Annotated in this window: 26 protein-coding genes; 17 read left to right on the top strand and 9 right to left on the bottom strand. The window is 66.6% G+C overall.

Annotated elements, in window-relative coordinates; genetic code table 11:
- Nucleotides 1–4: 4 nt before the first annotated feature.
- Complete coding sequence (locus OHQ90_RS00015; RefSeq protein WP_328406450.1) at nucleotides 5–847, top strand: immunity 49 family protein; 843 nt, start codon at nucleotides 5–7, stop codon at nucleotides 845–847.
- 18 nt (nucleotides 848–865) lie between these two features.
- On the opposite strand, the gene cobM is transcribed toward OHQ90_RS00015, so the two are convergent.
- Genes cobM through OHQ90_RS00035 form a run of 4 tightly spaced genes read right to left on the bottom strand, consistent with a single transcriptional unit; the run spans nucleotide 866 to nucleotide 3,985 of the window.
- Nucleotides 866–1,621 carry a precorrin-4 C(11)-methyltransferase gene (gene cobM / locus OHQ90_RS00020; protein WP_328406452.1) on the bottom strand — a complete coding sequence of 252 codons (756 nt, stop codon included), beginning with the start codon at nucleotides 1,619–1,621 and terminating at the stop codon, nucleotides 866–868.
- A 37-nt stretch (nucleotides 1,622–1,658) separates the two neighbouring features.
- Nucleotides 1,659–2,084, bottom strand: coding sequence for a PPOX class F420-dependent oxidoreductase (locus OHQ90_RS00025; RefSeq protein WP_328406454.1), 426 nt, complete (start codon nucleotides 2,082–2,084; stop codon nucleotides 1,659–1,661).
- 54 nt (nucleotides 2,085–2,138) lie between these two features.
- Nucleotides 2,139–2,756 carry a response regulator transcription factor gene (locus tag OHQ90_RS00030; RefSeq protein ID WP_328406456.1) on the bottom strand — a complete coding sequence of 206 codons (618 nt, stop codon included), beginning with the start codon at nucleotides 2,754–2,756 and terminating at the stop codon, nucleotides 2,139–2,141.
- Nucleotides 2,753–3,985, bottom strand: coding sequence for a sensor histidine kinase (locus OHQ90_RS00035; RefSeq protein WP_328406458.1), 1,233 nt, complete (start codon nucleotides 3,983–3,985; stop codon nucleotides 2,753–2,755). Before OHQ90_RS00035 ends, OHQ90_RS00030 begins: the two co-directional genes overlap by 4 nt.
- 130 nt (nucleotides 3,986–4,115) lie before the next feature.
- Between OHQ90_RS00035 and OHQ90_RS00040 the strand changes: the two genes are divergently transcribed.
- Entirely contained in the window at nucleotides 4,116–5,183 is a 1,068-nt protein-coding gene (locus OHQ90_RS00040) for an ABC transporter permease (RefSeq protein WP_328406460.1), read from the top strand.
- A gap of 132 nt (nucleotides 5,184–5,315) precedes the next feature.
- A complete protein-coding gene (locus OHQ90_RS00045; protein WP_328413440.1) occupies nucleotides 5,316–6,047 on the top strand; it encodes an ABC transporter ATP-binding protein in 732 nt (243 codons plus the stop codon).
- A gap of 147 nt (nucleotides 6,048–6,194) precedes the next feature.
- On the opposite strand, the gene OHQ90_RS00050 is transcribed toward OHQ90_RS00045, so the two are convergent.
- On the bottom strand, nucleotides 6,195–7,115 hold the full coding sequence (locus tag OHQ90_RS00050) for a LysR family transcriptional regulator (RefSeq protein ID WP_328406462.1): 921 nt from the start codon (nucleotides 7,113–7,115) through the stop codon (nucleotides 6,195–6,197).
- Between the two features lie 142 nt (nucleotides 7,116–7,257).
- Here OHQ90_RS00050 and OHQ90_RS00055 point away from each other — a divergent pair, with 142 nt between their 5' ends.
- A complete protein-coding gene (locus OHQ90_RS00055; RefSeq protein ID WP_328406464.1) occupies nucleotides 7,258–8,685 on the top strand; it encodes an MFS transporter in 1,428 nt (475 codons plus the stop codon).
- On the top strand, nucleotides 8,682–9,428 hold the full coding sequence (locus OHQ90_RS00060) for a 3-hydroxybutyrate dehydrogenase (RefSeq protein ID WP_328406466.1): 747 nt from the start codon (nucleotides 8,682–8,684) through the stop codon (nucleotides 9,426–9,428). The genes OHQ90_RS00055 and OHQ90_RS00060 overlap by 4 nt, the downstream gene beginning before the upstream one ends.
- Before the next feature lie 4 nt (nucleotides 9,429–9,432).
- On the opposite strand, the gene OHQ90_RS00065 is transcribed toward OHQ90_RS00060, so the two are convergent.
- Nucleotides 9,433–10,026 (bottom strand): SACE_7040 family transcriptional regulator, encoded by a 594-nt coding sequence (locus OHQ90_RS00065; protein ID WP_328406468.1) that lies wholly within the window; start codon nucleotides 10,024–10,026, stop codon nucleotides 9,433–9,435.
- Nucleotides 10,027–10,119: 93 nt separating this feature from the next.
- Between OHQ90_RS00065 and OHQ90_RS00070 the strand changes: the two genes are divergently transcribed.
- The 8 genes from OHQ90_RS00070 (at nucleotide 10,120) to OHQ90_RS00105 (ending at nucleotide 19,909) form a co-directional block, all read left to right on the top strand.
- A complete protein-coding gene (locus OHQ90_RS00070; protein WP_328406470.1) occupies nucleotides 10,120–11,718 on the top strand; it encodes a carboxyl transferase domain-containing protein in 1,599 nt (532 codons plus the stop codon).
- A gap of 5 nt (nucleotides 11,719–11,723) precedes the next feature.
- Nucleotides 11,724–13,802: an ATP-binding protein gene (locus OHQ90_RS00075; protein WP_328406472.1), complete on the top strand. Its 2,079-nt coding sequence runs from the start codon at nucleotides 11,724–11,726 to the stop codon at nucleotides 13,800–13,802.
- On the top strand, nucleotides 13,799–14,959 hold the full coding sequence (locus OHQ90_RS00080; protein ID WP_328406474.1) for an acyl-CoA dehydrogenase family protein: 1,161 nt from the start codon (nucleotides 13,799–13,801) through the stop codon (nucleotides 14,957–14,959). The genes OHQ90_RS00075 and OHQ90_RS00080 overlap by 4 nt, the downstream gene beginning before the upstream one ends.
- The gene (locus OHQ90_RS00085) at nucleotides 14,956–15,450 is read left to right on the top strand and encodes a MaoC family dehydratase (RefSeq protein WP_328406476.1); all 495 of its coding nucleotides are present in this window, start codon (nucleotides 14,956–14,958) and stop codon (nucleotides 15,448–15,450) included. The genes OHQ90_RS00080 and OHQ90_RS00085 overlap by 4 nt, the downstream gene beginning before the upstream one ends.
- The gene (locus tag OHQ90_RS00090; protein ID WP_328406478.1) at nucleotides 15,447–16,262 is read left to right on the top strand and encodes an HpcH/HpaI aldolase/citrate lyase family protein; all 816 of its coding nucleotides are present in this window, start codon (nucleotides 15,447–15,449) and stop codon (nucleotides 16,260–16,262) included. Before OHQ90_RS00085 ends, OHQ90_RS00090 begins: the two co-directional genes overlap by 4 nt.
- Nucleotides 16,263–16,293: 31 nt before the next feature.
- Entirely contained in the window at nucleotides 16,294–18,240 is a 1,947-nt protein-coding gene (locus OHQ90_RS00095) for an acetoacetate--CoA ligase (RefSeq protein ID WP_328406480.1), read from the top strand.
- A gap of 413 nt (nucleotides 18,241–18,653) precedes the next feature.
- Nucleotides 18,654–19,712 carry a fatty acid desaturase family protein gene (locus OHQ90_RS00100; protein ID WP_328406482.1) on the top strand — a complete coding sequence of 353 codons (1,059 nt, stop codon included), beginning with the start codon at nucleotides 18,654–18,656 and terminating at the stop codon, nucleotides 19,710–19,712.
- Nucleotides 19,709–19,909, top strand: a complete 201-nt coding sequence (locus OHQ90_RS00105) for a hypothetical protein (protein WP_328406484.1) — start codon at nucleotides 19,709–19,711, stop codon at nucleotides 19,907–19,909. Before OHQ90_RS00100 ends, OHQ90_RS00105 begins: the two co-directional genes overlap by 4 nt.
- On the opposite strand, the gene OHQ90_RS00110 is transcribed toward OHQ90_RS00105, so the two are convergent.
- Nucleotides 19,906–21,165, bottom strand: a complete 1,260-nt coding sequence (locus OHQ90_RS00110; protein WP_328406486.1) for a cytochrome P450 — start codon at nucleotides 21,163–21,165, stop codon at nucleotides 19,906–19,908. The two genes, OHQ90_RS00105 and OHQ90_RS00110, sit on opposite strands and share 4 nt — an antisense overlap.
- Nucleotides 21,166–21,378: 213 nt before the next feature.
- Between OHQ90_RS00110 and OHQ90_RS00115 the strand changes: the two genes are divergently transcribed.
- Together OHQ90_RS00115 and OHQ90_RS00120 are read left to right on the top strand one after the other, a co-directional pair.
- Nucleotides 21,379–21,594: a hypothetical protein gene (locus OHQ90_RS00115; protein ID WP_328406488.1), complete on the top strand. Its 216-nt coding sequence runs from the start codon at nucleotides 21,379–21,381 to the stop codon at nucleotides 21,592–21,594.
- A gap of 189 nt (nucleotides 21,595–21,783) precedes the next feature.
- The gene (locus OHQ90_RS00120; RefSeq protein WP_328406490.1) at nucleotides 21,784–22,038 is read left to right on the top strand and encodes a type II toxin-antitoxin system Phd/YefM family antitoxin; all 255 of its coding nucleotides are present in this window, start codon (nucleotides 21,784–21,786) and stop codon (nucleotides 22,036–22,038) included.
- A gap of 14 nt (nucleotides 22,039–22,052) precedes the next feature.
- Here OHQ90_RS00120 and OHQ90_RS00125 read toward each other — a convergent pair whose 3' ends face one another.
- Nucleotides 22,053–22,787 carry a DJ-1/PfpI family protein gene (locus tag OHQ90_RS00125; RefSeq protein ID WP_328406492.1) on the bottom strand — a complete coding sequence of 245 codons (735 nt, stop codon included), beginning with the start codon at nucleotides 22,785–22,787 and terminating at the stop codon, nucleotides 22,053–22,055.
- Between the two features lie 119 nt (nucleotides 22,788–22,906).
- Between OHQ90_RS00125 and OHQ90_RS00130 the strand changes: the two genes are divergently transcribed.
- Nucleotides 22,907–24,154 (top strand): TetR/AcrR family transcriptional regulator, encoded by a 1,248-nt coding sequence (locus OHQ90_RS00130; protein WP_328406494.1) that lies wholly within the window; start codon nucleotides 22,907–22,909, stop codon nucleotides 24,152–24,154.
- Between the two features lie 220 nt (nucleotides 24,155–24,374).
- Nucleotides 24,375–25,628 carry a TetR/AcrR family transcriptional regulator gene (locus tag OHQ90_RS00135; RefSeq protein ID WP_328406495.1) on the top strand — a complete coding sequence of 418 codons (1,254 nt, stop codon included), beginning with the start codon at nucleotides 24,375–24,377 and terminating at the stop codon, nucleotides 25,626–25,628.
- Here OHQ90_RS00135 and OHQ90_RS00140 read toward each other — a convergent pair whose 3' ends face one another.
- A complete protein-coding gene (locus OHQ90_RS00140) occupies nucleotides 25,629–25,751 on the bottom strand; it encodes a hypothetical protein (RefSeq protein WP_328406497.1) in 123 nt (40 codons plus the stop codon).
- Between the last annotated feature and the right edge of the window lie 18 nt (nucleotides 25,752–25,769).

The raw sequence follows: 25,769 nt of genomic DNA on the forward strand, positions 1-25,769 counted from the left end.
CGGGATGCGCAGTGTTCCCAGACACCACATCGACCTGGACTTCGCCCGCCGCCAAGCGGACACCGGTCGATTGCTGATCTCCTCGGCACTCGAGGACATCGACAACGACGCCGACGCGCTCAGCGCTGTCCGTCGCCGAACAGCCGATCGGCTGAGGTACCTGCTGGCCGTCGACCCCCGAGCCGGCGACGAAGAAACGTGGCATGCGGCCGTACTCGCATCGCAGGCGGCGAATGCGGTCTTCGCCGCCTCCCGCATTTCCGATGGCACGGTGAGCTACACCATCGACGCACCGCATGAGCTGCCCGCTCTCGGCCCCAATCGCCGCAGCGGCCCGACCGACTGGATCGGCGCGGCGTGGCTCGCGGTCATCACCCAGAACCGGGAGCGTGTTCAGGAACTGTGCGCGGTCGGTCAGTACACGATTCGCGCCAGTGGTGTCCAGGTCGACGACTATGTCTACCCCTGGCTGGAAACCGTGCAACGCTTTCTCCGGCACGAAGAAGTTCCGCCCGAATTGTTCAAGGCGGTCATGCGACTGACCGAACCCGAGGCAGCGCGATACGCACCCCGGGACTTCATGCTCCTTATTGCGTTTCCCCCGGTGCAGATGTTCTATTACCTGCTTCGACGCGACGCGGAGAATTTCAACAACGCTCTCGCCGAGGCACTGACCGCGCACCGCGCCTACTGGGAAGTGCCCGAACTCGCCGAAAACCCAGTGGGCTTCGTCGCGACCGCACCCCTGGCCATTTCGATCCTCGCCCGAGCTGTCGGGATTCCGATCGAGGTCGAGTCCGACTATCTACCCGCCGACCTGCTCAACGGGGCATGGCTCGAGCGCTGACGACGACCGCTGCGTCGATCAATCAGGGACTGGGCGGCTGCGGGCCGGATCGTAGAGGTGTGATCGTGCGCAGAGCGTTCCTTCGGTGAGGGCTCGGCCGACGAGGATGATCGCGGCCTGCCGGAGGTTCGCCGCTTCGACCTGGTCGGCGATGTCGGTGAGGGTGCCGCGCAGGATCAACTGCTGTGGCTGGCTCGCGCGGTACACCACCGCGGCCGGACAGTCGGCGCCGTAGTCGGCGACCAGTTCGGCCGCGAGTGCGCGGATCCTGGTGATGGCCAAATGCAGAACCACTGTCGCGCCGGTGCGGGCGAAGTTCGCCAAGGCCTCGGATTCGGGCATCGCCGTCGACCGGGCCCGGGTTCGGGTGAGCACGACCGATTGGACGAGTTCCGGGACGGTCAGTTCGGCACCGAGCAGGGCGGCCGCCGCAGCGTAGGCGGGAACGCCCGGGGTGACGTCCCACGGGATGTGGTTGGCGTCGAGGCGGCGGGTCTGCTCGGTGAGCGCGGAGTAGATCGAGGGGTCGCCGGAGCACAGCCGGGCGACGTCTTTGCCGGATTCGTGCGCGCGGACCAGGTGGTCGGTGATCTGGTCGATATCCAGATGCTGGGTGTCGACCAGTTCGGTGTCGGGCGCGCAGTGCGCGAGCACCTCCGGGTCCAGATAGGTGCCCGCGTATAGGCAGACCGGTGAAGTCTGCAGCAGCCGCACGGCGCGCACCGTCAGGAGGTCGGCGGCGCCGGGTCCGGCCCCGATGAAGTGCACGGTCATGCGGCCGAGTCTAGGCAGCTTCCTCGGCCCTCATAACTCAGGCAGTCGCGTCGAAATGCGCGATGACTCTGGTCGGCCGGACCCGCACCACGAGCTCTCCCGGGACGCCGTTGCGCTTGCCGAATTCCTCGGCCCGGTCGGCCCCCATATAGCGACCGCCGATTTCGGTGGCGGTACGGACGAGTTCGTCGAGGTCCTCGGACAGGGTGACGGTGCCCTGAATCTGGACCGAGCCGTAGGGCGGCTCCTCGAGATCAACACACACAGCGATCCTGGGATCGCGAGCGAAAGCCTTGCCCTTGGCCGAGCCCTTGCCGGTGTTGAACACCAACTCCTCACCCTCGAGGACGAACCAGACCGGCGTCACCATCGGACGACCGTCAGCAGCGACAAACGCCACCTTCCCCGTCTTGGTGCCGTTGGACAAGAATTCGCGCACATCAAGATCCGACAGTGAGGCCATGAATCACACCTTAGAGCCCCTCCCCCGACCGCGCCGCCGTCCACACACCCCGGGCTAGATCGCGCCCTGTTCGCGGGCGCGGGCGACTGCGGAGGTGCGGGAGCGGACGCCGAGTTTGGCGTAGATGTGCACGAGGTGGGACTTGACGGTGGTCTCGCTGAGGAACAACTCCTTGGCGATTTCACGATTGGATCGGCCGTCGGCCACGAGGCGCAGCACCTCGATCTCGCGTGGGCTCAGCGTGGTGTCGGCTCGGCGGACGCGGGTCATCAGTTTGGAGGCCACCGCGGGAGACAGCACACTCTCCCCTGCGGCCGCCGAACGGACCGCGGCGAGCAATTCGGTGGGCGGGGTGTCCTTCAGGATATAGCCGCAGGCACCCGCCTCGATGGCGCCGAGGATGTCGGCGTCGGTGTCATAGTTGGTGACTACCAGGACATTCGGCGGGGTGGGCAGGGCGCGCAGTTCGGTTGTCGCGTCGACACCGGAGCGGCCGCGGCCGAAGCTCAGATCCATCAGCACCAGGTCGACCGGTGTTGTCGTGCAGAAGGCGACGGCCGCCTCGGCGGTGGGCGCCTCACCGGCAACGGTGATTTCGTCGCCGCTCTCGAGCAGGGCACGCAGTCCGGCGCGGACGATGGCGTGGTCGTCGGCCAGTAGCAGTCTGATCATGGGCGATCCCGCTGATCGGTCGAATCGGATTCGGCTGAATTCGGTAGGGATGCAGGGGAATTCGACTCGACAGAACCGGAATCGAGCGGGAACGAGGCCGTGACGGCGGTATGGCCGGGTTCGGACTCGACTGCCAGGGTGCCGCCCTGCTGCTCGACTCGGCTGCGCATAGCCGCAAGCCCGAAGGTTCCCGACGGGGCACGCTCCAGCACCGCGGGGTCGATCCCCATGCCGTCGTCGACCACGTCGAGATACACGTCGGTGTCGGCGTAGGTGAGGGTGAGCCGCATCCGGCTCGCGGCGGCATGGCGGACGACATTCGAGACAGCACCCTGGGCGATGCGCACCAGCGCGGCCTCGACGGGCATGGGCAGCCGTTCGGGGACGCCTTCGATCACCATCTGGGTGGTCAGCCCTGGCGCCTCGGCCCGCAGACAGATTCGTTCCAGCGCCTGGGCCAGTGACTGCCCCTCCAACGCGGCGGGCGTCAATTCGGCTATCAGCCTTCGGGTTTCGGCCAGGTTCTCCGCTGCCGTCTCTCTGGCGAGCCGAATCCGATGCAGCGCAGGATGCTCCGGCGACGCCTGCTCCACCGCGTGCAGCAGCAGCTGGATACTGCTCAGCCCTTGCGCGACGGTGTCGTGGATCTCCTGCGCCAACCGTTCCCGCTCGGCCAGCTTGCCCGCGGTGCGCTCTTGATCCGCGAGAGTCGCTCGGGTGCTGAGCAATTCGTCGATCAGACGCTGACGGTCGGCGGACTCGCGGAACAGCGCCTGATAGCCGAGCCCGATCCCCACCGCCACGGCCGCGCCGAGGATCGGGCCGATCACACCCGCCACCGACCAGCCACGGTGCAGCCCGAAACCAACCACCGCCACCACATCCGCGGTCGCCACCGCGAGCAGACTCCACGGACGCGGCAACAGGTGCAGATAGAGGAAGAACAGGCCGAAGGCGAGGTATCCGGCATCGGGCGCGACCACGACCAGGCCGAGCCACAGCACCGTGAGCGCCAGTAGCCAGAGCCGGATCGCCCGAGGACTGGAGCCGGGTAGCGCGCCCGCGAAGTAGGTCACCAGGAATACGGCGGTCAGCGTGATCACCCCGGCCGGATGCGCGGCGCCCGGCAGCAGCGCCCGCACAGCGGTCAGCACCGCCAACGCTGTCACCAGCACATGCAGCCCCAACCGCAGCGCGGTGAAGACAGGGGTGAGCGGCGACGAGTGCACGTTGCCAGCTTATGTGCGGCTACCGCAGCGGCATCCATCGAAAGGTGTAAAACATCGGCCAACGTTCGATCGGCCCGCGCTCCATCGCGTGCGCGATGGCAGCGGGACCGGCGCACAGCAGGGTTGAGGCATGTTCGTCGCACTCCGGGATCTGCGGGCCGCACGCGGCCGTTTCCTGCTCATCACGCTGGTCGTCACCTTGGTGGCGGTACTGGTGAGCTTCCTCAGTGGGCTCACGGCAGGGCTCGCGCACCAGAACATCTCGGCCATCGAGGCCATCTCCGCCGACGCCATCGTGTTCGCCGATACCGGGGCCGATCCCTCGTTCGACGCCTCCGCGCTGACCAGTCGGCAGGTCGAGACCTGGCAGGCGGCCACGGGCCAGGGCGGCACCGTCGACCCGGTCGGCATCAGCCATGCCGAGGCGGCGGTGACCGGCCGTGGCGACGCCGAGTCCGCTCAGGTCGCCCTGTTCGGTGCTGCGGGAGCCGCTTTCGGCAACCGTGCCGCAATCGATCCGGGCACGGTGGTGCTCAGCTCCGGCGCGGCCAAGGCTCTCGACGCACGAGCCGGTGACGATGTCACCCTCGGTACCGGAACCTTCACCGTGGTGTCCGTCCGCGGCGACGACTGGTACAGCCACACTCCGGTGGTCTGGACGACGCTCGCGGACTGGCAGTCGGTGAGCCCGCGCGGCGGAGCCGCCACGGTGCTCGCGGTGTCCGGCATCCCGAATATGTCCGCTGTCGACACCGCTGCCCACACCAGCACAACCACCGTCTCCGGGTCCCTGTCGGCATTGAGCGCATACCAAGCCGAAAACGGCTCCCTGACTCTGATGACGGTGCTGTTGTTCGCCATCTCGGCCTTGGTCATCGGCGCCTTCTTCACCGTGTGGACGGTCCAGCGCGCTCCCGATATCGCGACATTGAAAGCGCTCGGCGCGACATCCGGTTCCCTGGTTCGCGACGCACTCGCGCAGGCCGCGACAGTGCTCGCCGTCGGTGTCGCGATCGGCCTCGGAATCACCGTTGTCGCAGCCACATTCATGGGCGATGCGCTGCCGTTCGTGCTCGCCCTCACCACCACCCTGCTACCTGCGGTTGCCCTGATCGCACTCGGCCTGCTCGGCGCCGCCTTCGCGCTGCGCTTCCTGTTCACCACCGACCCGCTCACCGCGCTCAACGCGGCGCGCTGACCCCACCGAGCCGCGAGACCTTGACCGACAACCTTGCCAACACCACCGACAAACCCTCCCAACCCAACCCCGCAAAGGAGGATGGCGCTTCCTCTCCCTCACCAACGAGGGAGTAACCGCGCCGAACACCTGATGGCCGCCACCGCACTGACCGTCGACGACGTCACCCTCACCTATCCGGACGGCGCCGGCAAACTCACCGCGCTCGACCGAGTGAACCTGCACGTGACCGGCGGCGATATCGCTGCCATCACCGGGCCATCCGGCTCGGGAAAATCCAGCCTTCTCGCCGCCGTCTCGACACTGATCCGGCCCGACTCCGGCCAGATCCATCTCGAAACAGCAGGCGGCACAGTCGATCTCGCAACACTGAGCCGCCGCGAGGCTGCCGCGCTGCGCCGTTCGTCCATCGGCATCGTCTTCCAACAGCCGAATCTGATCCCCGCCCTCACCGCGGTCGAACAACTCGAGGTGATGTCACGCCTGGGCCAGCACCTGTTCACCCCACCTTCCCGTCGCCGCGAAACCCGCACCAAGGCAATGGAACTTCTCGACGCCGTCGGCCTCGCGGACCAGCACGCCAAACGCCCCGCCCAGCTCTCCGGCGGCCAACGCCAGCGGGTCAACATCGCCCGCGCGCTGATGAACGACCCCGCACTCCTGGTCATCGACGAACCGACCAGCGCCCTCGACACCGAACGCGGCGCCGCCATCATCGACCTCGTCCTCACCGTCGTCCACAACCACGGCGCCGCCACCCTGCTCGTCACTCACGACCGCACCCACCTCCATCGAATGAATGCCGTCTATCAGATGGTCGACGGCGCCCTCGACATCGACCGCACGATCACCCGCGTTGCCTGACAACCGAATCGGGCTGCGGCCTCGAACACGACAGCCGTCACCGAACGATCAGAGCTACCCCGAGAAGTAGGCCGCGGCGGACTCGACGGGATGCTGCCGCCAGCGGGTGTCCGCACCAATGGCCTCGGCGGCCGGTAACTGGTGATGTCACCGCACGCCGAGCAGTGCATCACGCTGTTCGCGCACCCGTACTCGAATCGCGTCGACCACTGCGGCCACCTCTGGCCTGCGCAGCGTCTCGGTGCGGGTGACGAGCCAATACGCGAGCCGAATCGACACCGCGCCGGGGAGCACGCGCACCAGGTCGTCGTGCCGGTCGGCCATGAAACAGGGCAGCAAACCGAGTCCCGCCGCCGCCCGCGTCGCCTCGACATGCACGAAAACATTGGTGGATGCCACCGATTCGCGCATCGCGGGCACGAAACTGGAGGCCACATCGAGGTCGTCCACCTGCAACATCGAGTCGATGAAATAGACCAGCGGGTGACGCGCCAGATCATCGATATCCAGCGGTGTTCCGCGTTCCCGCAAATAATCCCTGGAGCCGTAGAGCCCGAGGCAGTAGTCGGCGAGGCGCATCGCCTTGGCACGGTGCACCTGCGGCTCACCCACCACTACCTCGATATCCAGTCCCGAACGCTGCTGGGATGCGCGCCGCGTCGTCGCCACGATTTCGACGGCGATCTTCGGATGTCGCCGCCGTACTTCAGCGGCGGCGGGCGCGGCGAGGTAGGCGCTGAAACCGTCGGTCGCCGAGAGCCGGACCACGCCTTCCAGCACCCGCGCACCGCCCGCGTCGACCGTGAGGGACTTGACGGCCGACTCCACGACCTCGGCGGCGGCCAGCGCCTCCCGCCCGAGGTCGGTGAGCTCCCAGCCGCCGGAGGCGCGGGCGAGTACCCGCCCGCCCAGGGTCTGCTCCAGCGCGGCGATCCGGCGCGAGATCGTGGTGTGGTTGATGCCGAGTTCTTCGGCCGCCGACACGAAGCGGCCGGACCTGCCTACCGCGAGCAGAACCAGCAGATCATCTGCGCTCGGGCGATTGGGCCCCGAAGGCACCGGACTCATATCTGCATTCTTGCAGATACCTCGTGCACATCTGGGCATTGCGGTCCTAGATATCTGCACGAATACTCGGTCTGACCATGAAATTGTGGGGGCCGTCACATATGACGTCCAGATGTGGCCCCGGTCATGAAGGAGAAGTTCGATGAGCGTGCGAAATGCGTTGCGGCCGACGGGCGGCGGCGATCCCGGCGGGGTGCCCGCGGGCCTCAGGCGGGTGGTGGCCGCGTCGATGGCGGGCACGGTCGTCGAGTGGTACGAGTTCTTCCTCTACGGCACCGCCGCGACGCTGGTTTTCAGCAAGGTGTTCTTCGCCAAGGGCACCAGCGACCTCGACGCCATCCTCGCCGCCTTCATCACCTATGCGGTCGGCTTCGCCGCGCGCCCGCTCGGCGGCATCGTCTTCGGATACTTCGGTGACCGCTACGGTCGCAAGAAGTTGCTCCAATTCAGCCTGCTGCTGGTGGGCAGCGCGACGTTCCTGATGGGCTGCCTGCCGACCTTCGGCCAAGTCGGCTACTTGGCGCCCGCGCTGCTCGTCACGCTCCGATTCATCCAGGGCTTCGCGGTCGGCGGTGAATGGGGTGGTGCGGTGCTGCTCGTCGCCGAACACAGCCCCAGCAAGAGCCGCGGTTTCTGGGCCAGTTGGCCACAGGCGGGCGTGCCCGCGGGCAACATGCTCGCCACGGTCGCGTTGCTGACCTTGACCTCGACGCTCTCGGATGCGGCATTCCTCAGCTGGGGCTGGCGAGTCGCGTTCTGGTTGTCCGCGGTCGTGGTGCTCGTCGGCTACTACATCCGGACGAAAGTCACCGACGCACCGATCTTCGTCGAGGCACAGCAGCAGGTCGAGCGGATCAAGGCCAGTTCGTTCACCGTCCTCGAGGTGCTGAAGCGTTATCCGCGTGGCGTTTTCACCGCCATGGGCCTGCGCTTCGGCGAGAACATCATGTACTACCTGGTCGTCACGTTCACGATCACCTATCTCAAGGTGCATGTCGGCATCAACACCAAAACGATCCTCTGGTGGCTGCTTGCCGCACACGCGGTGCACTTCCTCGCCATCCCGTTGGCAGGCAGGCTCAGCGACCGATTCGGCAGGCGTCCTGTCTACTTTGTCGGCGCGATCACCGCGGGTACCTGGGGCTTTTTCGCGTTCCCGATGATGGACAGCGGGCACAACGCCGTCATCATGTCCGCGATCATCATCGGCCTGGTGTTCCACGCACTGATGTATGCCGCACAGCCCGCGATCATGGCGGAGATGTTCCCGACGCGGATGCGCTATTCCGGGGTGTCACTGGGATATCAGGTCACCTCGATCGTGGCCGGATCGCTCGCGCCGATCATCGCCGTGCGGCTGCTCGACGAGTTCGGTTCCGCCGTCCCGATCGCCTGGTATCTGGCCGGGGCCGCCGCCGTCACCGCGATCGCCGTCTACTTCGCCAGGGAGACCAGCGGCATCGACCTGGAGAGCATCGACCTCGCCGACGCCGAAACCCTGGCCGCCGAGGCCGCCGCAGCACCGGCCACTTCGACGCCAGCCGAAACCACCCGAGTCGAGGCCAAATGACTGACCTGACAGGACGTTCGGCACTGATCACCGGTGGCGCGAGCGGCATCGGCGCGGCGTGTGCGCGGGAGCTGGCGGCCCGCGGCGCGCGGGTCACCATCGCCGACATCGATGACGTGGGCGCGAAATCGCTGGCCGCCGAGCTCGACGGAAAAGCGTGGGCGGTGGACCTTCTCGATGTCGCCGCATTGGAGAACCTGAAGCTCGAGGTGGACATCCTGGTGAACAACGCCGGGATACAGAGCATCAGCCCGATCGAAGAGTTCGCACCGGAACGGTTCCGCCACCTGCTCACCCTCATGGTCGAAGCGCCGTTCCTGCTCATTCGCGCGGCGCTGCCGCACATGTACCGGCAGGGGTTCGGCCGGATCGTCAACATCTCATCGGTGCACGGTCTGCGCGCGTCCGAATACAAGGTCGCGTACGTGACGGCCAAGCATGGGCTGGAGGGGCTGTCCAAGGTGACCGCTCTCGAGGGCGGCAGGCACGGGGTGACCAGCAACTGCGTCAATCCGGGTTACGTCAGAACACCCTTGGTGGACAAGCAGATCGCCGATCAGGCCAAGGCGCACGGAATCGCCGAACAGCAGGTGCTCGAGCAGGTGCTGCTGACCGAAAGCGCGATCAAACGTCTCGTCGAACCGGAGGAGGTCGCCGCACTGGTCGGCTGGCTCGCCTCGGCCGACGCGGGCATGGTGACCGGCGCTTCCTACACCATGGACGGCGGGTGGAGCGCGCGGTGAATCCTCACCCCAGGGCCGAGAGCGCCATCTGGCGCAGGACCGGGCGGGCGCGGGTCGCGGTGGCGGAGGTCGCGCTGTGCGGGGTGGAGTTGATCAGGCCGAAGGCCGCGTGAGCTTGTACGCGTGCGGTCTCCTCGGGCAGCTCCGGATGCAGCTCACGCAGGACCGCGACCCAGATCTCGACATACTGCCGCTGGGCGCGGCGGAGTTCGCGGCGGGCGGCGGCGGGCACGTTGTCGAGGTCGCGGTCCTGGATCCGAATGAGCTCGGGCTCGCCGAGGGCGAAATCCAGATGGAAGTCGACGAGGCCGGCCAGCGCCTCATCCGCCGATCCCGTCCGCGCCACCACCGCCTTCCCGCCGTCGAGCAGCCGCTGACTGACACCGACGAGCAGTTCGACCAGCAGCGCCTCTTTATTGGGGAAGTGGCGGTAGACCGCGGGACCACTGATGCCGACGGCCGCGCCGAGGTCGTCGAGGCGCATGCCGAGGAACCCGCGCTCGGCGATGAGCCGGGCGCCCGCCTCCTTCAGCTGCGTGCGGCGCTGCGCTTTCAGTTGTTCCCTGCGGGTGAGCGCGACAGGTTCGAGGCTGGTCACACGCGCTCCTTTCGGCCGACCTGGACATCTCGGTTAATAAAGATTAACCTGAATTCCAGTTATCGGCGACTAACTGGATGGCAGGACAGCGTGATGACGGCAGTAGAAACGGCGGTCGACAACCGCACGGCGCATCAGGCGCTGACCGACGACCTGCGCGCACGGCTGGCGAGCGCCGCGCTCGGCGGACCGGCGAAGGCCAGGGAACGTCATGTGGCCCGCGGCAAGCTGCTCCCCCGGCAACGGGTGGATCAGCTGCTCGATCCGGGCAGCCCGTTCCTGGAACTCTCTCCGCTGGCCGCCACCGGGATGTACGGCGACGACTCTCCCGGCGCCGGAATCATCACCGGCATCGGGCGGGTGTCCGGGCGCGAGTGCGTCATCGTGGCCAACGACGCCACCGTCAAGGGCGGCACCTACTACCCGATGACGGTGAAGAAGCATCTGCGCGCGCAGGAGATCGCGCTGCAGAACCAGCTGCCCTGCCTGTATCTGGTCGACTCCGGCGGCGCCTATCTGCCGCACCAGGACGAGGTGTTCCCCGATCGGGAGCATTTCGGCCGCATTTTCTTCAATCAGGCGACCATGAGCGCGAAGGCGATCCCGCAGATCGCCGCGGTGCTCGGGTCGTGCACCGCGGGCGGCGCGTATGTGCCCGCGATGAGTGACGAGGCGGTGATCGTGCGCAATCAGGGCACGATCTTCCTCGCCGGGCCGCCGCTGGTGAAGGCGGCGACCGGCGAGGTGGTGACCGCCGAGGAGCTCGGCGGCGGTGAATTGCACTCGCGCACTTCGGGAGTCACCGATCACCTGGCCGAGGACGACCAGGACGCGCTGCGCATCGTGCGCCGCATCGTGGCCACGCTCGGCCCACGTCCGGCCAGTCCGTGGCAAGTGCTGCCCACCGTCGCGCCCGCGGCGCCGGAATCCGAGCTCTACGACGTGGTGCCGGTCGATCTGCGCACGCCCTACGATGTCCGCGAGGTGATCAACCGGCTCGTCGACGGCGGATCGAACGGCGACAGCGGCTTTCATGAATTCAAGGCCGAATACGGCACAACGCTGGTGACGGGGTTCGCCCACATCCACGGGCATCCGGTGGGCATTGTCGCCAACAACGGCGTGCTGTTCAGCGAGTCCGCCATGAAGGGCGCGCACTTCATCGAGCTGTGCGACAAGCGCAAGATCCCGCTGCTGTTCCTGCAGAACATCACCGGTTTCATGGTCGGCCGTGACTACGAGGCGGGTGGTATCGCCAAGCACGGAGCCAAGATGGTCACCGCGGTGGCGTGCGCGCGGGTGCCGAAACTCACGGTGGTGATCGGCGGTTCCTATGGTGCGGGCAACTACTCGATGTGCGGGCGCGCGTATTCGCCCCGCTTCCTGTGGATGTGGCCGAACGCCAGGATCTCGGTGATGGGCGGCGAGCAGGCGGCCTCGGTGCTCTCGACCGTCCGCGGCGATCAACTCGACAGCAGTGGACAGCCGTGGTCGGCGGCGGACGAAGAGGCGTTCAAAGCGCCGATTCGCGATCAGTACGAGCACCAGGGCAATCCGTACTATTCGACAGCGCGGCTCTGGGACGACGGCGTCATCGACCCTGCTGATACGAGAACTGTGCTCGGACTTGCCCTTTCGGTGTGCGCGCAGGCGCCGCTCGAACCCGTTTCCTACGGCGTCTTCCGGATGTGATCGCGATGCTGAACAACTCTCATCCCATCGAATTCGACACCGTGCTCGTGGCCAATCGCGGCGAGATCGCGGTGCGGGTCATTCGTACCCTGCGCGCCTTGGGAATTCGCTCCGTCGCGGTGTACAGCGACGCCGACGCCGACGCCAGGCATGTCCACGAGGCCGATGTCGCGGTGCGACTCGGTCCGGCCCCGGCCAGGGCGAGTTATCTCGCCATCGACAAGGTGGTGGCGGCCGCCGTGCGCACCGGAGCGCAGGCCGTCCACCCCGGCTACGGGTTCCTCTCGGAGAATGCCGCCTTCGCCGCGGCACTGGCCGAGGCGGGCATCGTCTTCCTCGGACCGCCCGCCCGGGCCATCGAGATCATGGGCGACAAGATCGCGGCCAAGAACACCGTCGCGGCCTTCGACGTGCCGGTGGTGCCCGGTATCGCCCGGCCCGGCCTCACCGACGAGGAACTGATCGCCGCGGCCACGGATATCGGATATCCGGTGCTGGTCAAGCCGTCGGCCGGCGGCGGCGGCAAGGGCATGCGCCTGGTCGAAGCGCCGCAACAGCTTCCAGGCGCGCTGGCGAGCGCGCGCCGCGAGGCCGGTGCGGCATTCGGCGACGACACCCTGTTCCTGGAACGGTTCGTTACGCGACCACGGCACATCGAGGTGCAAATCCTCGCCGACCAGTTCGGCCACGTGATCCATCTCGGCGAACGGGAATGCAGCCTGCAGCGCCGCCATCAGAAAGTGGTCGAGGAGGCCCCCTCACCGCTGCTGGACGCGCAAACTCGCGCCCGGATCGGCGCCGCCGCCTGCAATACGGCGCGCAGCGTGAACTATGTCGGCGCGGGCACTGTCGAGTTCATCGTCTCCGCCGACCGGCCGGACGAATTCTTCTTCATGGAGATGAATACCCGGCTGCAGGTGGAGCATCCGGTCACCGAGCTGGTGACCGGCGTCGACCTGGTGGAATGCCAGGTGCGCATCGCGGCCGGGCAGAAGCTCATGGTCGAGCAGGACGAGATTCGGCTCGTCGGGCATGCGATCGAGGCCAGGGTGTACGCCGAGGACCCGGGCCGTGGATTCCTGCCGACCGGCGGCACCGTGCTCGACCTTTCGGAGCCGGAAGGCCATGGTGTGCGGGTGGATTCGGGGCTGCGGATCGGCACCGTGGTCGGCAGCGACTACGACCCGATGCTGTCGAAGGTCATCGCGCACGGCCACGACAGGGGCGCGGCGCTCGCGAAACTGGATCGGGCACTTGCCGATACGGTGCTGCTCGGTGTGACGAGCAATATCGAGTTCCTGCGCTTTCTGCTGGCCGACCCAGATGTGGTCGCGGGCAAGCTCGACACCGGATTGCTCGACCGTCGGGTCACCGACTTCCACCCCACGCCGGTCACCGATGACGACCTCATCGCGGCCGCGACCTATCACTGGCTGCGGCGCTGGCCCACCACTGCGGGCGACCCGTGGGCGGTGCCCTCCGGGTGGCGGATCGGGGCGGCCGCACCGACACCGATCCGGCTGGCCGGCGGCGATCGCGTCGAGCATGTGTACCTGAGCGGGACCCCGGATGCGGCGGTCGTGCGGGTCGGTGAGGAAGGCGAATCGGCCTCGCTGTCCGCTGCTTTCGTCGCACAGAGCTCGGCAACGGCCGGTGCTCTCACCCTCACACTGGCCGGTCTGCGACGCGAATACCACGTCGCCGAACACGACGAACAGCTCTGGGTGGCCGGACCCGGCGGCGTCACCGCGCTGCGAGAGTTGGCGGAGGTCAAGGTCCGCGGCGGCGATGAACATGTCGGCGACGCCGAGATCGTCAGCCCCATGCCGGGTTCGGTGATCGCGGCGCCGGTCCGCTCCGGCGCCGTGGTGGCCGCCGGAGCACCGGTGGTGGTCGTGGAGGCGATGAAGATGGAGCATTCGCTCACCGCGCCGATCGCGGGCACCGTTGAACTACTTGTCGAGCCGGGCACCCAGGTGCGGCTCGGCCAGCCCCTGGCACGCATTACGGCAGCGCCGATCGAGGCCGAGTCCGCCGCACCCGTCCAGACGAATACCGCTGAGCGCGAAGGAGACCCAGCATGACCGACTTCCTGTCCACGGGCACACTGCCCGACGACTACCGTGACCTCGCCATGACCGTGCGTGATTTCGCGCAGTCGGTGGTGGCGCCGGTGTCCGCCGAACACGATGCGAACCACACCTTCCCGTACAAGGTGGTCGCGGGCATGGCGGAGATGGGCCTGTTCGGCCTGCCGTTCCCCGAGGAGTTCGGCGGCATGGGCGGCGACTACTTCGCGTTGTGCCTGGCGCTGGAGGAACTCGGCAAGGTCGATCAGAGCGTGGCCATCACCCTCGAGGCCGGAGTGTCGCTCGGTGCGATACCCATCTACCGCTTCGGCAATGACGAGCAGAAGCGGGAATGGCTGCCGCAGCTGACCAGTGGCCGCGCCCTTGCCGCGTTCGGGCTGACCGAACCCGGCGCGGGCAGCGATGCGGGTGGCACCCGCACCACCGCCACGCTCGACAGCGGTGAGTGGATCATCAACGGCAGCAAGCAGTTCATCACCAACTCCGGCACCGACATCACCGAGCTGGTGACGGTCACCGCGGTGACCGGCCAGTCGGGCGGCAAGAAGGAGATCTCCACCATCCTGGTGCCGACCACCACCCCCGGTTTCGTCGCCGAGCCCGCCTACAACAAGGTGGGCTGGAATGCCTCCGACACCCACCCGCTGAGCTTCACCGACGTGCGGGTGCCTGCGGAGAACCTGCTCGGCGAACGCGGCCGCGGCTATGCGAACTTCCTGCGCATCCTGGACGAGGGCCGCATCGCCATCGCCGCGCTTTCGGTCGGCGCCGCGCAGGGCTGCGTCGACGAAAGCGTGCGCTACGCGAAGGACCGCGAGGCCTTCGGCAGGCCCATCGGCCGCAATCAGGCCATCGCCTTCAAGATCGCCCGCATGGAGGCGCGCGCGCACGCCGCACGCACCGCCTACTACGACGCGGCCGCGCTGATGCTCGCGGGCAAGCCGTTCAAGAAGGAGGCCGCGATCGCGAAGCTGGTGGCCAGCGAGGCGGCGATGGACAACGCCCGCGACGCCACCCAGATCTTCGGCGGCTACGGGTTCATGAACGAATACGCTGTGGCAAGGCACTATCGCGACAGCAAGATCCTCGAGATCGGCGAGGGCACAACGGAGGTGCAGTTGATGCTGATCGGGCGGGAGTTGGGGCTGTGAACGCTCCGGCGCAGCCGCGCAGGATTGTGCAGCGTGGCCTGTGGTTCGAGGAGTTGGAGACCGACGTGGTGTACGAGCACCGGCCGGGCCGCACCATCACCGAGGCCGACAATGTCCTGTTCACCACGCTCACGATGAACACCCAGGCGCTGCACCTGGATGCGGCGTTCAGCGAGCAGCTGCCGCCGTTCCACCAGCGCCTGGTGAATTCGATGTTCACCCTCTCCACCCTGGTCGGCCTTTCGGTCGCGCAACTGACGCAGGGCACCATCGTCGCCAACCTCGGCTTCTCCGAGATCGCCTTCCCGAAGCCGCTGTTCCACGGCGACACCATGTACGCCGAGACGGTGGTCACCGATAAGCGGGAGTCCAAGAGCCGCCCCGGCGAGGGCATCGCCACCTTCGCGCACACCGCACGCAATCAACATGGCGATATCGTCGCGACGGCGGTGCGCAAGACGCTGGTCCGCAAAGATCCGAGCCGGGCATGAGCTGGGAGATGGCGGGCCCCGCATGGCTGTTCTGCCCGGCCGATCGCCCCGAACGCTACGAAAAGGCCGCAGCCGCGGCCGATGTGGTGATCATCGACCTCGAGGACGGCGTGGCCGCCGGTGACAAGGCGGCGGCGCGCAAGGCATTGATCGATACCCCGCTCGATCCCGAGACCACCGTCGTGCGAATCAATGCCGTCGACACCGAGGACCACGACTCGGACCTCGCGGCTCTGCACCACACCGAGTATCGACGGATCATGCTGCCCAAATGCGAATCCGCCGAACAGCTCACTGCGCTCTCGGAGTACGAAGTGATCGCGTTGATCGAATCGCCGCTCGGTGCGCTCGCGGTCGGCAGGGCGGCGATGGCGCGCAATGCGATCGGCGTGATGTGGGGGGCCGAAGATCTCGTCGCCGGGCTCGGCGGGAACTCGAGCAGGCATGCCGACGGCAGTTATCGCGATGTAGCACGGCATGTTCGGTCTACCTCGCTGCTCGCGGCCAAGGCGTATGGAAAGTTCGCCCTCGACTCGGTGTTCCTGAATTTCCGCGATCTCGACGGACTGCGGGCGGAATCGCTGGATGCGGTCGCGATCGGTTTCGACGCGAAGGTGGCCATTCATCCGAGCCAGGTTCCGGTCATCAGAGCGGCATACGCGCCGTCCGAGGACGAAATCGACTGGGCCAGAAGGGTACTCGACGAGGTGCCGAAACACCGGGGGGTATTCGCCTTCGAGGGCCGGATGGTCGATGCGCCGGTGCTGCGCCATGCCGAGCAGATCGTGCGGCGTGCGGCCCCCCACAGCTGATTCAACAAGAGCCGAGCCAGGAGGTAGTGCGGTGCAACCACAATGGGTGCCGACCGAGCGCGATATCGCCGATGCCAGAATCACCGACTTCGCGAATTTCGTGGCGGCTCGCACGGGTGTGTCCGCGCCGGACTACCGGGCACTGTGGCAATGGTCGGTCGACGACCTGCCCGGTTTCTGGCACGCGGTGTGGGACTACTTCGAGCTCGGCGCGATCGGCGGCGAGGTGCTCGCGAGCACTGAAATGCCTGGTGCACAGTGGTTTCCCGGGACTCGACTGAACTATGTCGACCAGGTTATTCGTCAGTTCCGCACCGACCGCCCCGCCATCGTGCAGATCACCGAGGACAGCCCGCCGCGTGCGGTGTCCTGGACCGAATTGATCGACGGCACCGCGGCCTTCGCACGCACTTTGCGCTCGCTCGGCGTGCAGCCGGGCGATCGAGTGGCGGGATATCTGCCGAATATCCCGGAGGCGGTGATCGCGTTCCTGGCGACCGCGAGCATCGGTGCGGTGTGGAGCGCCTGCGGGCAGGACTATTCCCCCAAGGCCGCGCTCGACCGGCTCGGCCAGCTGGAACCGACGGTGCTCGTCACGGCCGACGGCTACCGCTTCGGCGGCAAGGCCCACGACAAGCGCGACGACATCGCGGCACTGCAAGCCGGACTCGGCACGCTGAAGGCCACCGTCGCCGTCTCCCAGCTGGGCCTGGAAGTCCCGAAGACGCTGTCGTGGCGCGAGGCCACCGCCAATGCCGAGACCGAAGCCGCCGTCATCGAGACCGCGGCCGTCGACTTCGACCACCCGCTGTGGATCGTGTTCTCCTCCGGCACCACGGGCTTGCCGAAGGGCATCGTGCACGGCCACGGTGGCGTCGTGCTCGAGCACCTCAAAGCCGTTGCCCTGCAGGCAGATATCGGGCCAGACGACACCTTCTTCTGGTACACCAGCCCCAGCTGGATGATGTGGAACTTCCAGATCGCCGGTCTGCTCGTCGGCGCGACCATCGTCTGCTACGACGGCAGCCCCACCTATCCCACCCCGGATGCCCTGTGGCACCACGCCGCTCAGGTCGGCGCGACTGTGCTCGGCACCAGCCCCGGCTACGTGCTCGCCTGCATCAAGGCGGGTGCGGTGCCGCGCACCGATCACGACCTTTCCGCGCTGCGCCAGGTCGGCATCACCGGTTCGTCGCTGCCGCCGGCCTCTGCGGTGTGGCTCGGCGACAACGTCGGCGAGCACGTGCAGGTCGCCTCGATCAGCGGCGGCACCGACGTGGTCTCCGCCTTCATCGGCGGCGCGCGCACAGTGCCCACCTGGCCCGGCGAACTGTCCGCGCCCTACCTGGGCGTCGCACTCGAGGCTTTCGACCCCGATGGCCATCCGGTCCGTGACGAGGTCGGTGAGCTGGTCATCACCGCGCCCATGCCCTCCATGCCGGTGCGCTTCTGGCACGATCCCGACGGAACCCGTTACCACGACGCCTATTTCGACATGTTCCCCGGCGTCTGGCGGCACGGTGACTGGATCACCATCACCGACCGCGGCAGCGTGGTCGTGCACGGCCGCTCCGACTCCACCCTCAACCGGCACGGCATCCGGATGGGCAGCGCCGACATCTACCAATCCGTCGAGCGCCTGCCCGAGATCTCGGAGGCGCTTGTCATCGGGGCCGAACAGCCCGACGGCGGCTACTGGATGCCGCTGTTCGTCGTCCTCGCCCCCGGTGCCGAGCTCACCGACGAGCTGAAGACACGCATCAACACCGCCATCCGCACCGAGGTCTCCCCGCGCCATGTACCGGACGAAATCCTTGTGGCCCCTGGCATTCCGCATACCAGAACCGGTAAGAAACTCGAGGTCCCGATCAAGAAGCTCTTCCAGGGCGCGGACCCGGCCCGCGTCGTCGAGCGCAGCGCCGTCGACAACCCGGACCTGCTCGATTGGTATGGCTCTATCCGCCCACGGCTCGCATAGTGACGAATCCATAAATATGGCCACCACGGAGTCGTTCATGGACGTCGATATTCGAAGATTGCGTGACAGCCTCCACCGCCATCGGCGCGGATGCGTCTGATTGCGCTGCGCCACAGAGCTTTCCATGCCGGATTGCCTCTGGGCGATCCATACGCGATGCTCAAAGCAATGGACGACCTCCAGGTCCGCCGTCCGTCGGCAAAAGAGGTCGCCCGCGCAGTGCGTACACTCGGGTGGGACCGGTTGCGGCCGATCGCCCCGCCGCCACCAGGGGCGCCGTCACGGCGGAAGAGGCTCACCGGTCGGACTCGGCCCGCACGGAGATGCCGCACTTCCCTGCACCCATGGTGGGAATCCTGAAAGTGAACCACATGATGGCAGGCGGACCACGAACGGAAAGATCTCCTGGACTGGTGGCATCGCGATCCGCCGCCACGACAAGTGTCGTATCGGCGCGTGGCAGCGAGTACGCGGTTTTGTTGCGTCGGGTGCGCCAGGCTGGACTACTGGAGCGGCAGCTGGGGTATTACCTCCGCAAAATTGCGGTCATCGCGGCGGCATTGGTGGCCGGGTGGACGGCGTTCTTCCTTGTCGGCGATTCGTGGTGGCAACTGAGCATCGCCGCCTTCCTGGCGGTTCTGTTCGCCCAGATCGCGTTCCTGGGCCATGATGCTGGGCACCGCCAGATCTTCGGAACCCGGCGGGCCAACTACCTGTTCGGTGTGATCGCCGGCAATCTCGGTATCGGGCTGAGTATCGGCTGGTGGACCAGCAATCACAACCGGCACCACGCCCACCCCAACACCGAAGGAGCGGATCCCGATGTTTCGGGGATCTTGGCTCACTCCGAGGATCGAGCACAGACCAGCACTGGCATTCGGCGGCTGATATTCCGCCACCAAGCCTGGCTATTCTTTCCGATGTTGTTCCTCGAGGCCGCCAGTCTGCACTACTCGAGCGTCCGAGCGGTGCTGCGGTGGGCGATCCCCAACCGGGTCTGGGAGGGCGTGCTACTCGCGGCGCACGCCGCCGGATACCTGGCAGCGACGTTCCTGGTCCTCTCCCCGGCCAAAGCGGTCGCCTTCATCGTTGTCCAGCAGGGGCTGTTCGGGTTCTATATGGGCTGCACCTTCGCGCCCAACCACAAGGGCATGGAAGTCCTGGAAGAAGGCGACGCCACCGACTTCCTACGCCGCCAAGTGCTCACATCCCGCAACGTTCGCGGCAGCCGACTTGTCGACGCGGCACTAGGCGGCCTGAACTACCAGATCGAGCACCATCTGTTCCCATCGATGCCGCGGCCCAATCTGTGCCGAGCCCAGCCACTGGTCGTGGAGTTCTGTACCGAGATCGGTCTGCCGTATTGCCAGACCAGCCTCCTCGACTCCTACGCCCAGGCGCTGGTCCACCTCCACGCCGTCGGCAAATTCACCCGGCCATTACCACTGGTTGCGCCGGGTGAATCAGGTTGAGGTACAACCGCAGGCCAAGTTCCCCCTGCCAGCTGAACGCCGGCCGCATATCCCCGATCAGCTGTTTTGCAACGACGGCGAAGGATTTCGAGGTCCCGATCCAGAAGCTCTTCCAGGGCGCGGACCCGGCCCACGTCGTCGAGCGCAGCGCCGTGGACGACCCCGACCTGCTCGATTGGTACGCCGCGCTGCGCTAGAGCGTGGTCGATGCCGACGACGGGGGAAACGTGACCGGCAGCGCGGCCAGGGCGCGGTGGAACGGGCCTGGCCGCCACACCAACTCGTCAGCGGGGATGGCCAGTTTCAGCTCCGGCAATGCGTCGAGCAGCTGGTCGATAGCGTCCTCGGCGATCTGGTAGCCCACCGACTGGGCCGGACAGGCGTGCGGTCCGATGCTCCAGGCCAGATGCGAGCGGTTGCCCACCCGGTCGCCGGTATTCACCGCGGGGTCGTTATTACAGGCGGCAATGCCGATGATGACCGGCTGATGGGCGGGCAGCCAGACCCCGTCGATCAGAATCGGCTGCCGTGGATAGGTGAAGCACATATTCGCCAACGGCGGGTCGTTGAACAAGACCTCGTCCAGGGCATCACGAGTCGACAATCTGCCATCCAGGACATCACCCGCGAACCGTTCGTCGACCAGGATCAGCAGCATCGTTTTGACGATCAGATTCTGTAGCGGTTCACTCCCCGCGCCGTAGAGGGCGGCAAGCTGATGCAGCGCCTCCATGTCATCGAGTGCGGCCGGATGCTGCAACACCCGCGAAGCGACATCGTCACCCGGCTGTTCGCGTTTGAGCACGACCAGCTCCATCAATGCCTCGGCGAGCATCGCGTTGCCCTCCGTGGAGTCGACGCTCTCGATGACAGCCGAGATGCCCGCCGCGATCCGGCGGCCGATTTCCGGCGGACAGCCGAGCAAAGCATTGACGGAGTCGAAAACGAGCGGAAAGGCGTATTGGCTGATCAGATCGGCCGTACCGGTTTCACAGAAGCTGTCGATCAGCGGCACGGCGATCTGCTCGACGGTGGCATGCATGGCGTGCCGATCGACCGCGTCGAGGCTGGCCGTATTGACCTGCCGGTAGCGGTGGTGTTCGAGGCCGGCACTGTGCTGCGCGTTCGGACGCCACCCCATCACCGGCAGTACCGGGCAGTCGCTGGGGAGGTCGCGCTCCCAGGTGCGCGGATCGGCCGGGAAGCGTTCCGGATCGTGCAGGATCCGCACCGCGGTGCGGTATCCGATCACCAAAGTGGCAGGCACGCCCGGGGCGACGTCCACCGGCACCATCGAGCCGTAGCGGTCACGCAATGCTCGATAGGCGTTATGCGGATCGGTGGCGAACTCCGGGGCATACAGCGGGACACGTTCACTATCGGGTGTCACCGGTGAGTCGAGATGCGGAACCGGACAGGTCGCGGCCTGGGCGTTCGATTGCGATGCACTCACCGGTTTGGCTCCTCGTCACGCTCGAGACCCGGACTGGCCGCAGCGTATCAGTCGACCGCCCCTACGCGGCGATCATTGCAGAGCCGTGAGATATTGCGCGCCAACCTTTTTGCCACCTTTGGGAAGGCGGACGCAGGGGGGTTCCCGTGGCTCGACGAGGACTACACCTTTGTGGGATTCGTCTACACCGATCCCGACATCTGACGAATCCATGTGCGGCTGAGTGGATCCGGTGCCACCTATGGCACCGAACTGCCGCTCACCTACCCCGACGGCCGCCCCTTCATCGGATACGCCAACCTGGCACAAGAACTCGCACCACTCATCCGCGACGGCGACCTCACCACCCAACGGGTCATCGATGACGCCGACGACTACTGCGCCGCTGTGGTAGACCTGCGCGCTTGGCTCGGACCTGCGGTTCTCTGAACGCGGGGATACGCGGACCGACAAGGCGGTGGCTTAGTAGAACACGACTCCGACAGTCCTTGAAGATGACAGCGAACCAAACAGTCACGCCGCCACCCGCATTTATCGCGACACCTCAGCTACGTGTCCACAACCTGGCATTTGTGGCGACAAATATCTCGCATAAATATGGCCACCAAGGAGTTGTTCATGGACGTCGATATTCGGGAACTGTGTGACAGCCTCAGCCGCCATCTAGCCGAGGTTCGCTCTGGACATACGGTGACCATCACCGACCATGGACGACCTATCGCCCGTATCGTTCCGGTCGAGCGGCTGACGAGGCTGGAGCAGTTGCGCGAGGAAGGTCGTATACAACCTGCGCGTACGAGGAAGCAGCCGGCACCGGAACCGGTCCACGCGAAAGGCATCGTCAGCGGGCTCATCGATGAGCACCGCCGGTGATCTACGATGAGGCGTCAGCTACGGATGCGTCGAATAGTGCTGCGCCACAGAGCTTTTTGAGCTCCGGTGATGGTCAGGACAAAGGATTCGCTGCGCCGCAGGGCCGGGGCCATCCTGGCCTGGTCGGCCAACGCCTTGCGGCACACCACTGCCGAGGCCTTGCTCGGGTGGCCCGCGTCGAAAGGCGGCTGTGGGTCGTATTCGATGTCGAGCTGGATGATTTCGGCGCGTTCCCGGCCGTGGGTTTCACCGACCAACCACAGGGCGAGGTCGAGTCCTGCCGCGACGCCCGCGGCGGTGACAATGCGGTCCGCGCACACGACTCGCTGGTCGCGCTGGGGTTTGGCGCCCATCAGGCCGAGTGCGCCCTGTGCGGCCCAGTGGGTGGTGGCGGGTTTTCCGTCGAGCAGGCCCGCGGCGGCGAGAACCAGCGCACCGGTGCACACCGATGTGGTCCACGTGGTGGTTTCGTGTGCCGACTCCAACCAGCCGAGGACACGCTTATCGCCGGCGATGGCGGTGGCGGCGGGACCGCCGGGAATGACGATGATCTGCGGTGCGGGAGTTTCCTCGAAGGTATGCGTCACACCGAGGGCGAGGACTCCGCTGTCGGTGATCACCGGTCCCGGCTCATGTCCGACGAACCTGATCTCGGTGCCGGGCACGAACCGCAGCACTTCGTACGGCCCGATCGCATCCAGCGCGGTCATCCCCGGATAGAGGACGATCGCGATTTGTTGAGCACTCATTGCTCAGCCTCCCACATCAAGCAGAAATCAAACGTTAAACCATTTGCCTTCACTGGGCCTGATGCCGGACCGCGACCTGGGCAAATCATGGGGGCCGCCAGGTCGTTACCATTGTCGGCATGAGTGTCGACAATCGCCGTACGGCGCGCAAGGCGGTCAGCGGCGACCCGGCACCACGGGAGATCCGGCGTCGACCGAAGAATCGGCGCGCCCAGATCGCCGCGGCGTCGGCGTCGGCGTTCGGCGCGCTGGGGTATCACGGCGTGAGCATGGAGGACATCGCCTCCGGGCTCGGCATCAGCTCGGCGGCGCTGTACCGGCACTATCCGAGCAAGTACGCGCTGTTCCGGGAGGAACTGCTGCGGGTGGGCGCCGCAATGACCCAGTCGGTCGAGCTGCCGGAGACGGCCGCGGACTCCGCGCCGGAGCAGCGGTTGCGCGAGGTGCTCGATTCGCTGATCGCCGTGACGATCGAGAATCGCGCCACGGTCACCCTGGTCCGCTGGGAAGGGCGCTACCTCGAGCCGGAGGACCTCGAGGTGCTCACCGAACAGCAGCTGACCGTCGTCGGCGCGCTGGGCGATCAGCTCGCGGCGGTGCGGCCCGCGCTCAGCGACAACGATGTCAGGGTGCTGCGCGCCGCCATGTTGAGCGCGATCACCAGCATTGCCGACCATCACGCGACATTGCCCGCGAAACCTCTTGCCCGCCTATTGAATTCGGCCAGTCTGGCGATCAGCTCGGCGGAGCTGCCGCCGGAGCAGGCGGTGGCGGACCCGGTGCCCGCGGTGGAGATCCCGGATTCGTTCAAACACGAACTGCTGCTGCGCAAGGCGGTCGAGCTCTTCCACGATCGCGGCTACCCGAATGTCAGCGTCGAGGAAATCGCCACTGCCGCAGGACTTTCGGCGGCTTCCGCGGTGTATCGCTTCTATCGGGGCAAGAGCGATCTGCTGGCCGCCGCGTTTCGGCGGGCCGCCGACCGGGTTTCGGGTGCGATCGGGCCCGCAGTGGCCGCCGCACCCGACGCCGAGGCAGCCATCACCGCGCTGATCGAGCAGTATGTGGCAGGCTCGTTCGCCGAGCGTGCGCTGACGTTCGTGTACTACACGGAATTCCAGCATGTTCCCGCGGAGGAACGAGCGGTGCTGCGAAATATTCAGCGGCTCAGCGTGGAGGAGTGGGCTCGACTGGTGCGCGAGGTGCGCGGCGAGCTATCGCCTGCGGAGGCCCGCTTCCTTGTTCATGGCGCGTTCGCGTTGGTGGTCGATCTCGGCCGCTCCTTCGGCACCGAGCCGATCGCATCGCCCGCCCGGATGGCCCTGCTCATGCAGCTCGTCCTCTTCGGACGTCCCGCGCGGACGTAGTCGGGTCGGCCCGCGCCGCCGACGGTCCCGCACCCTCCCCAAACGTGGGCAGAATGCGATACCGACCGGTCAATGAAGTTGCCAATGATTCTGATACCGAGCGCAACAGATACTCCATGTAAAAGCTGACATCTATCAGAATTTGTGATCTCAGATTCAATTCGATCACGAGCCAGGGAAGCCGCGGATTCCCAGCATCCGATTGGGCTACCATCGCGGCATGGACGCCCAGGATCGCCGCATTGCGCGGAAAGCGACCGCAGGCGCGGGCGGCTCCGCACGCGCGGTGCGGCGGCGTCCGCGCGACCGGCGAGCCCAGATCGCGGCGGCGTCCGCGGAGGCCTTCGGATCCTTCGGATACCACGGCGTGAGCATGGAGGACATCGCCTCTCGGCTCGACATCACCTCCACCGCGCTCTACCGGCACTACCCGAGCAAGTACGCGCTGTTCCGGGAGGAGGCGCTGCGCCTGGGCGGACTCAGCGAAGAAGCCGTGACGTTGCCCGCGGAGCTGTGCGAGCGGCCCGCCGAGGAACGCCTCGGCCATATCCTCGACGCCCTGATCGCGGCATCCATCGCGAATCGCCGCAGCGCCGCGCTGTTGCGCTGGCAGAACCGCTACCTCGAGGACGTCGATCGCCAGATCCTGATCGACCAACTCACGGCCACCGATACGGTGGTTCGCGCACTGCTCGCCGAGACACGTCCGGAACTGGACAGCGCGGACCGAGCGGTGCTCGCGGCCGCCGCCATGAGCGTGATCGGCAGCATTTCCGATCACCATGTCTCGGTGCCGGTGCGTCCGCTGACCACGCTGTTGCGTGCCGCTTGCCGTTCGGTCACCACCTGCGAGCTGCCACCGCTGAACAGCACGGACACCGAAGCTGTTGGGGCGAGCGAGATTCCGCTGACGTTCAAGCACGAGCTACTGCTGAAACGCGCGGTCGAGCTGTTCCATGAGCGTGGTTATCCGAATGTCAGTGTGGAGGACATCGCCACAGCGGCCGGGCTGCCCGCATCGTCGGCGGTGTACCGCTTCTACCGCAGTAAAGGCGATATTCTCGCCGCTGCGTTCCGCCGTGCGGCAGACCGGGTTTCGGCCGCGATCGGGCCCGCGATCGCCGCATCCGACAGCCCCGAACAGGCGCTGACAACGCTGATCGAGCTGTATGTGACGGGCTCGTTCGCCGAGCGCGATTTGACCTTTGTCTACTACGCCGAGATCAGCAATGTGCCGGCGGCGGCTCGCACGGTGCTGCGAAACATCCAGCGGCTCAACGTCGAGGAGTGGGCGAAGCTGCTCGCCGCTGTTCGTCCCGAGCTCACCGCGGCCGAGGCGCGACTGCTCGTGCACGCCGCGCTCGCTTTGGTCGTCGATCTCGGTCAATGGCTCGGCCCCGACAATCCCGTCTGCTCGCGGCGGCGGGTGATCCACCTGATGCAGATCATTCTGTTCGGCCGTCCCACAGACTGATTACGGCATCTTGGGTGGAGCGAGCGGCGAGTTGACCTTGTTGACCAGCCACTTGGCGTCGACCTTCGCCAAACGCATCACCATCGACAGCTGGCCCGGCGCGGGCTTGCCCTGGGTGCCCATGCTGGTGCATCGACGGTA

The sequence above is a fragment of the Nocardia sp. NBC_00403 genome (genome assembly GCF_036046055.1).
Classification (GTDB): domain Bacteria; phylum Actinomycetota; class Actinomycetes; order Mycobacteriales; family Mycobacteriaceae; genus Nocardia.

Excerpts from the sequence above, each read along its gene's own strand:
- OHQ90_RS00015 (WP_328406450.1), top strand. The coding sequence starts at position 5 with ATGCGCAGTGTTCCCAGACACCACATCGACCTGGACTTCGCCCGCCGC.
- cobM (WP_328406452.1), bottom strand. The coding sequence starts at position 1,621 with ATGACCGTGCACTTCATCGGGGCCGGACCCGGCGCCGCCGACCTCCTG.
- OHQ90_RS00025 (WP_328406454.1), bottom strand. The coding sequence starts at position 2,084 with ATGGCCTCACTGTCGGATCTTGATGTGCGCGAATTCTTGTCCAACGGC.
- OHQ90_RS00030 (WP_328406456.1), bottom strand. The coding sequence starts at position 2,756 with ATGATCAGACTGCTACTGGCCGACGACCACGCCATCGTCCGCGCCGGA.
- OHQ90_RS00040 (WP_328406460.1), top strand. The coding sequence starts at position 4,116 with ATGTTCGTCGCACTCCGGGATCTGCGGGCCGCACGCGGCCGTTTCCTG.
- OHQ90_RS00045 (WP_328413440.1), top strand. The coding sequence starts at position 5,316 with ATGGCCGCCACCGCACTGACCGTCGACGACGTCACCCTCACCTATCCG.
- OHQ90_RS00050 (WP_328406462.1), bottom strand. The coding sequence starts at position 7,115 with ATGAGTCCGGTGCCTTCGGGGCCCAATCGCCCGAGCGCAGATGATCTG.
- OHQ90_RS00055 (WP_328406464.1), top strand. The coding sequence starts at position 7,258 with ATGAGCGTGCGAAATGCGTTGCGGCCGACGGGCGGCGGCGATCCCGGC.
- OHQ90_RS00060 (WP_328406466.1), top strand. The coding sequence starts at position 8,682 with ATGACTGACCTGACAGGACGTTCGGCACTGATCACCGGTGGCGCGAGC.
- OHQ90_RS00070 (WP_328406470.1), top strand. The coding sequence starts at position 10,120 with ATGACGGCAGTAGAAACGGCGGTCGACAACCGCACGGCGCATCAGGCG.
- OHQ90_RS00075 (WP_328406472.1), top strand. The coding sequence starts at position 11,724 with ATGCTGAACAACTCTCATCCCATCGAATTCGACACCGTGCTCGTGGCC.
- OHQ90_RS00080 (WP_328406474.1), top strand. The coding sequence starts at position 13,799 with ATGACCGACTTCCTGTCCACGGGCACACTGCCCGACGACTACCGTGAC.
- OHQ90_RS00090 (WP_328406478.1), top strand. The coding sequence starts at position 15,447 with ATGAGCTGGGAGATGGCGGGCCCCGCATGGCTGTTCTGCCCGGCCGAT.
- OHQ90_RS00120 (WP_328406490.1), top strand. The coding sequence starts at position 21,784 with ATGGACGTCGATATTCGGGAACTGTGTGACAGCCTCAGCCGCCATCTA.
- OHQ90_RS00125 (WP_328406492.1), bottom strand. The coding sequence starts at position 22,787 with ATGAGTGCTCAACAAATCGCGATCGTCCTCTATCCGGGGATGACCGCG.
- OHQ90_RS00130 (WP_328406494.1), top strand. The coding sequence starts at position 22,907 with ATGAGTGTCGACAATCGCCGTACGGCGCGCAAGGCGGTCAGCGGCGAC.
- OHQ90_RS00135 (WP_328406495.1), top strand. The coding sequence starts at position 24,375 with ATGGACGCCCAGGATCGCCGCATTGCGCGGAAAGCGACCGCAGGCGCG.
- OHQ90_RS00140 (WP_328406497.1), bottom strand. The coding sequence starts at position 25,751 with ATGGGCACCCAGGGCAAGCCCGCGCCGGGCCAGCTGTCGATGGTGATG.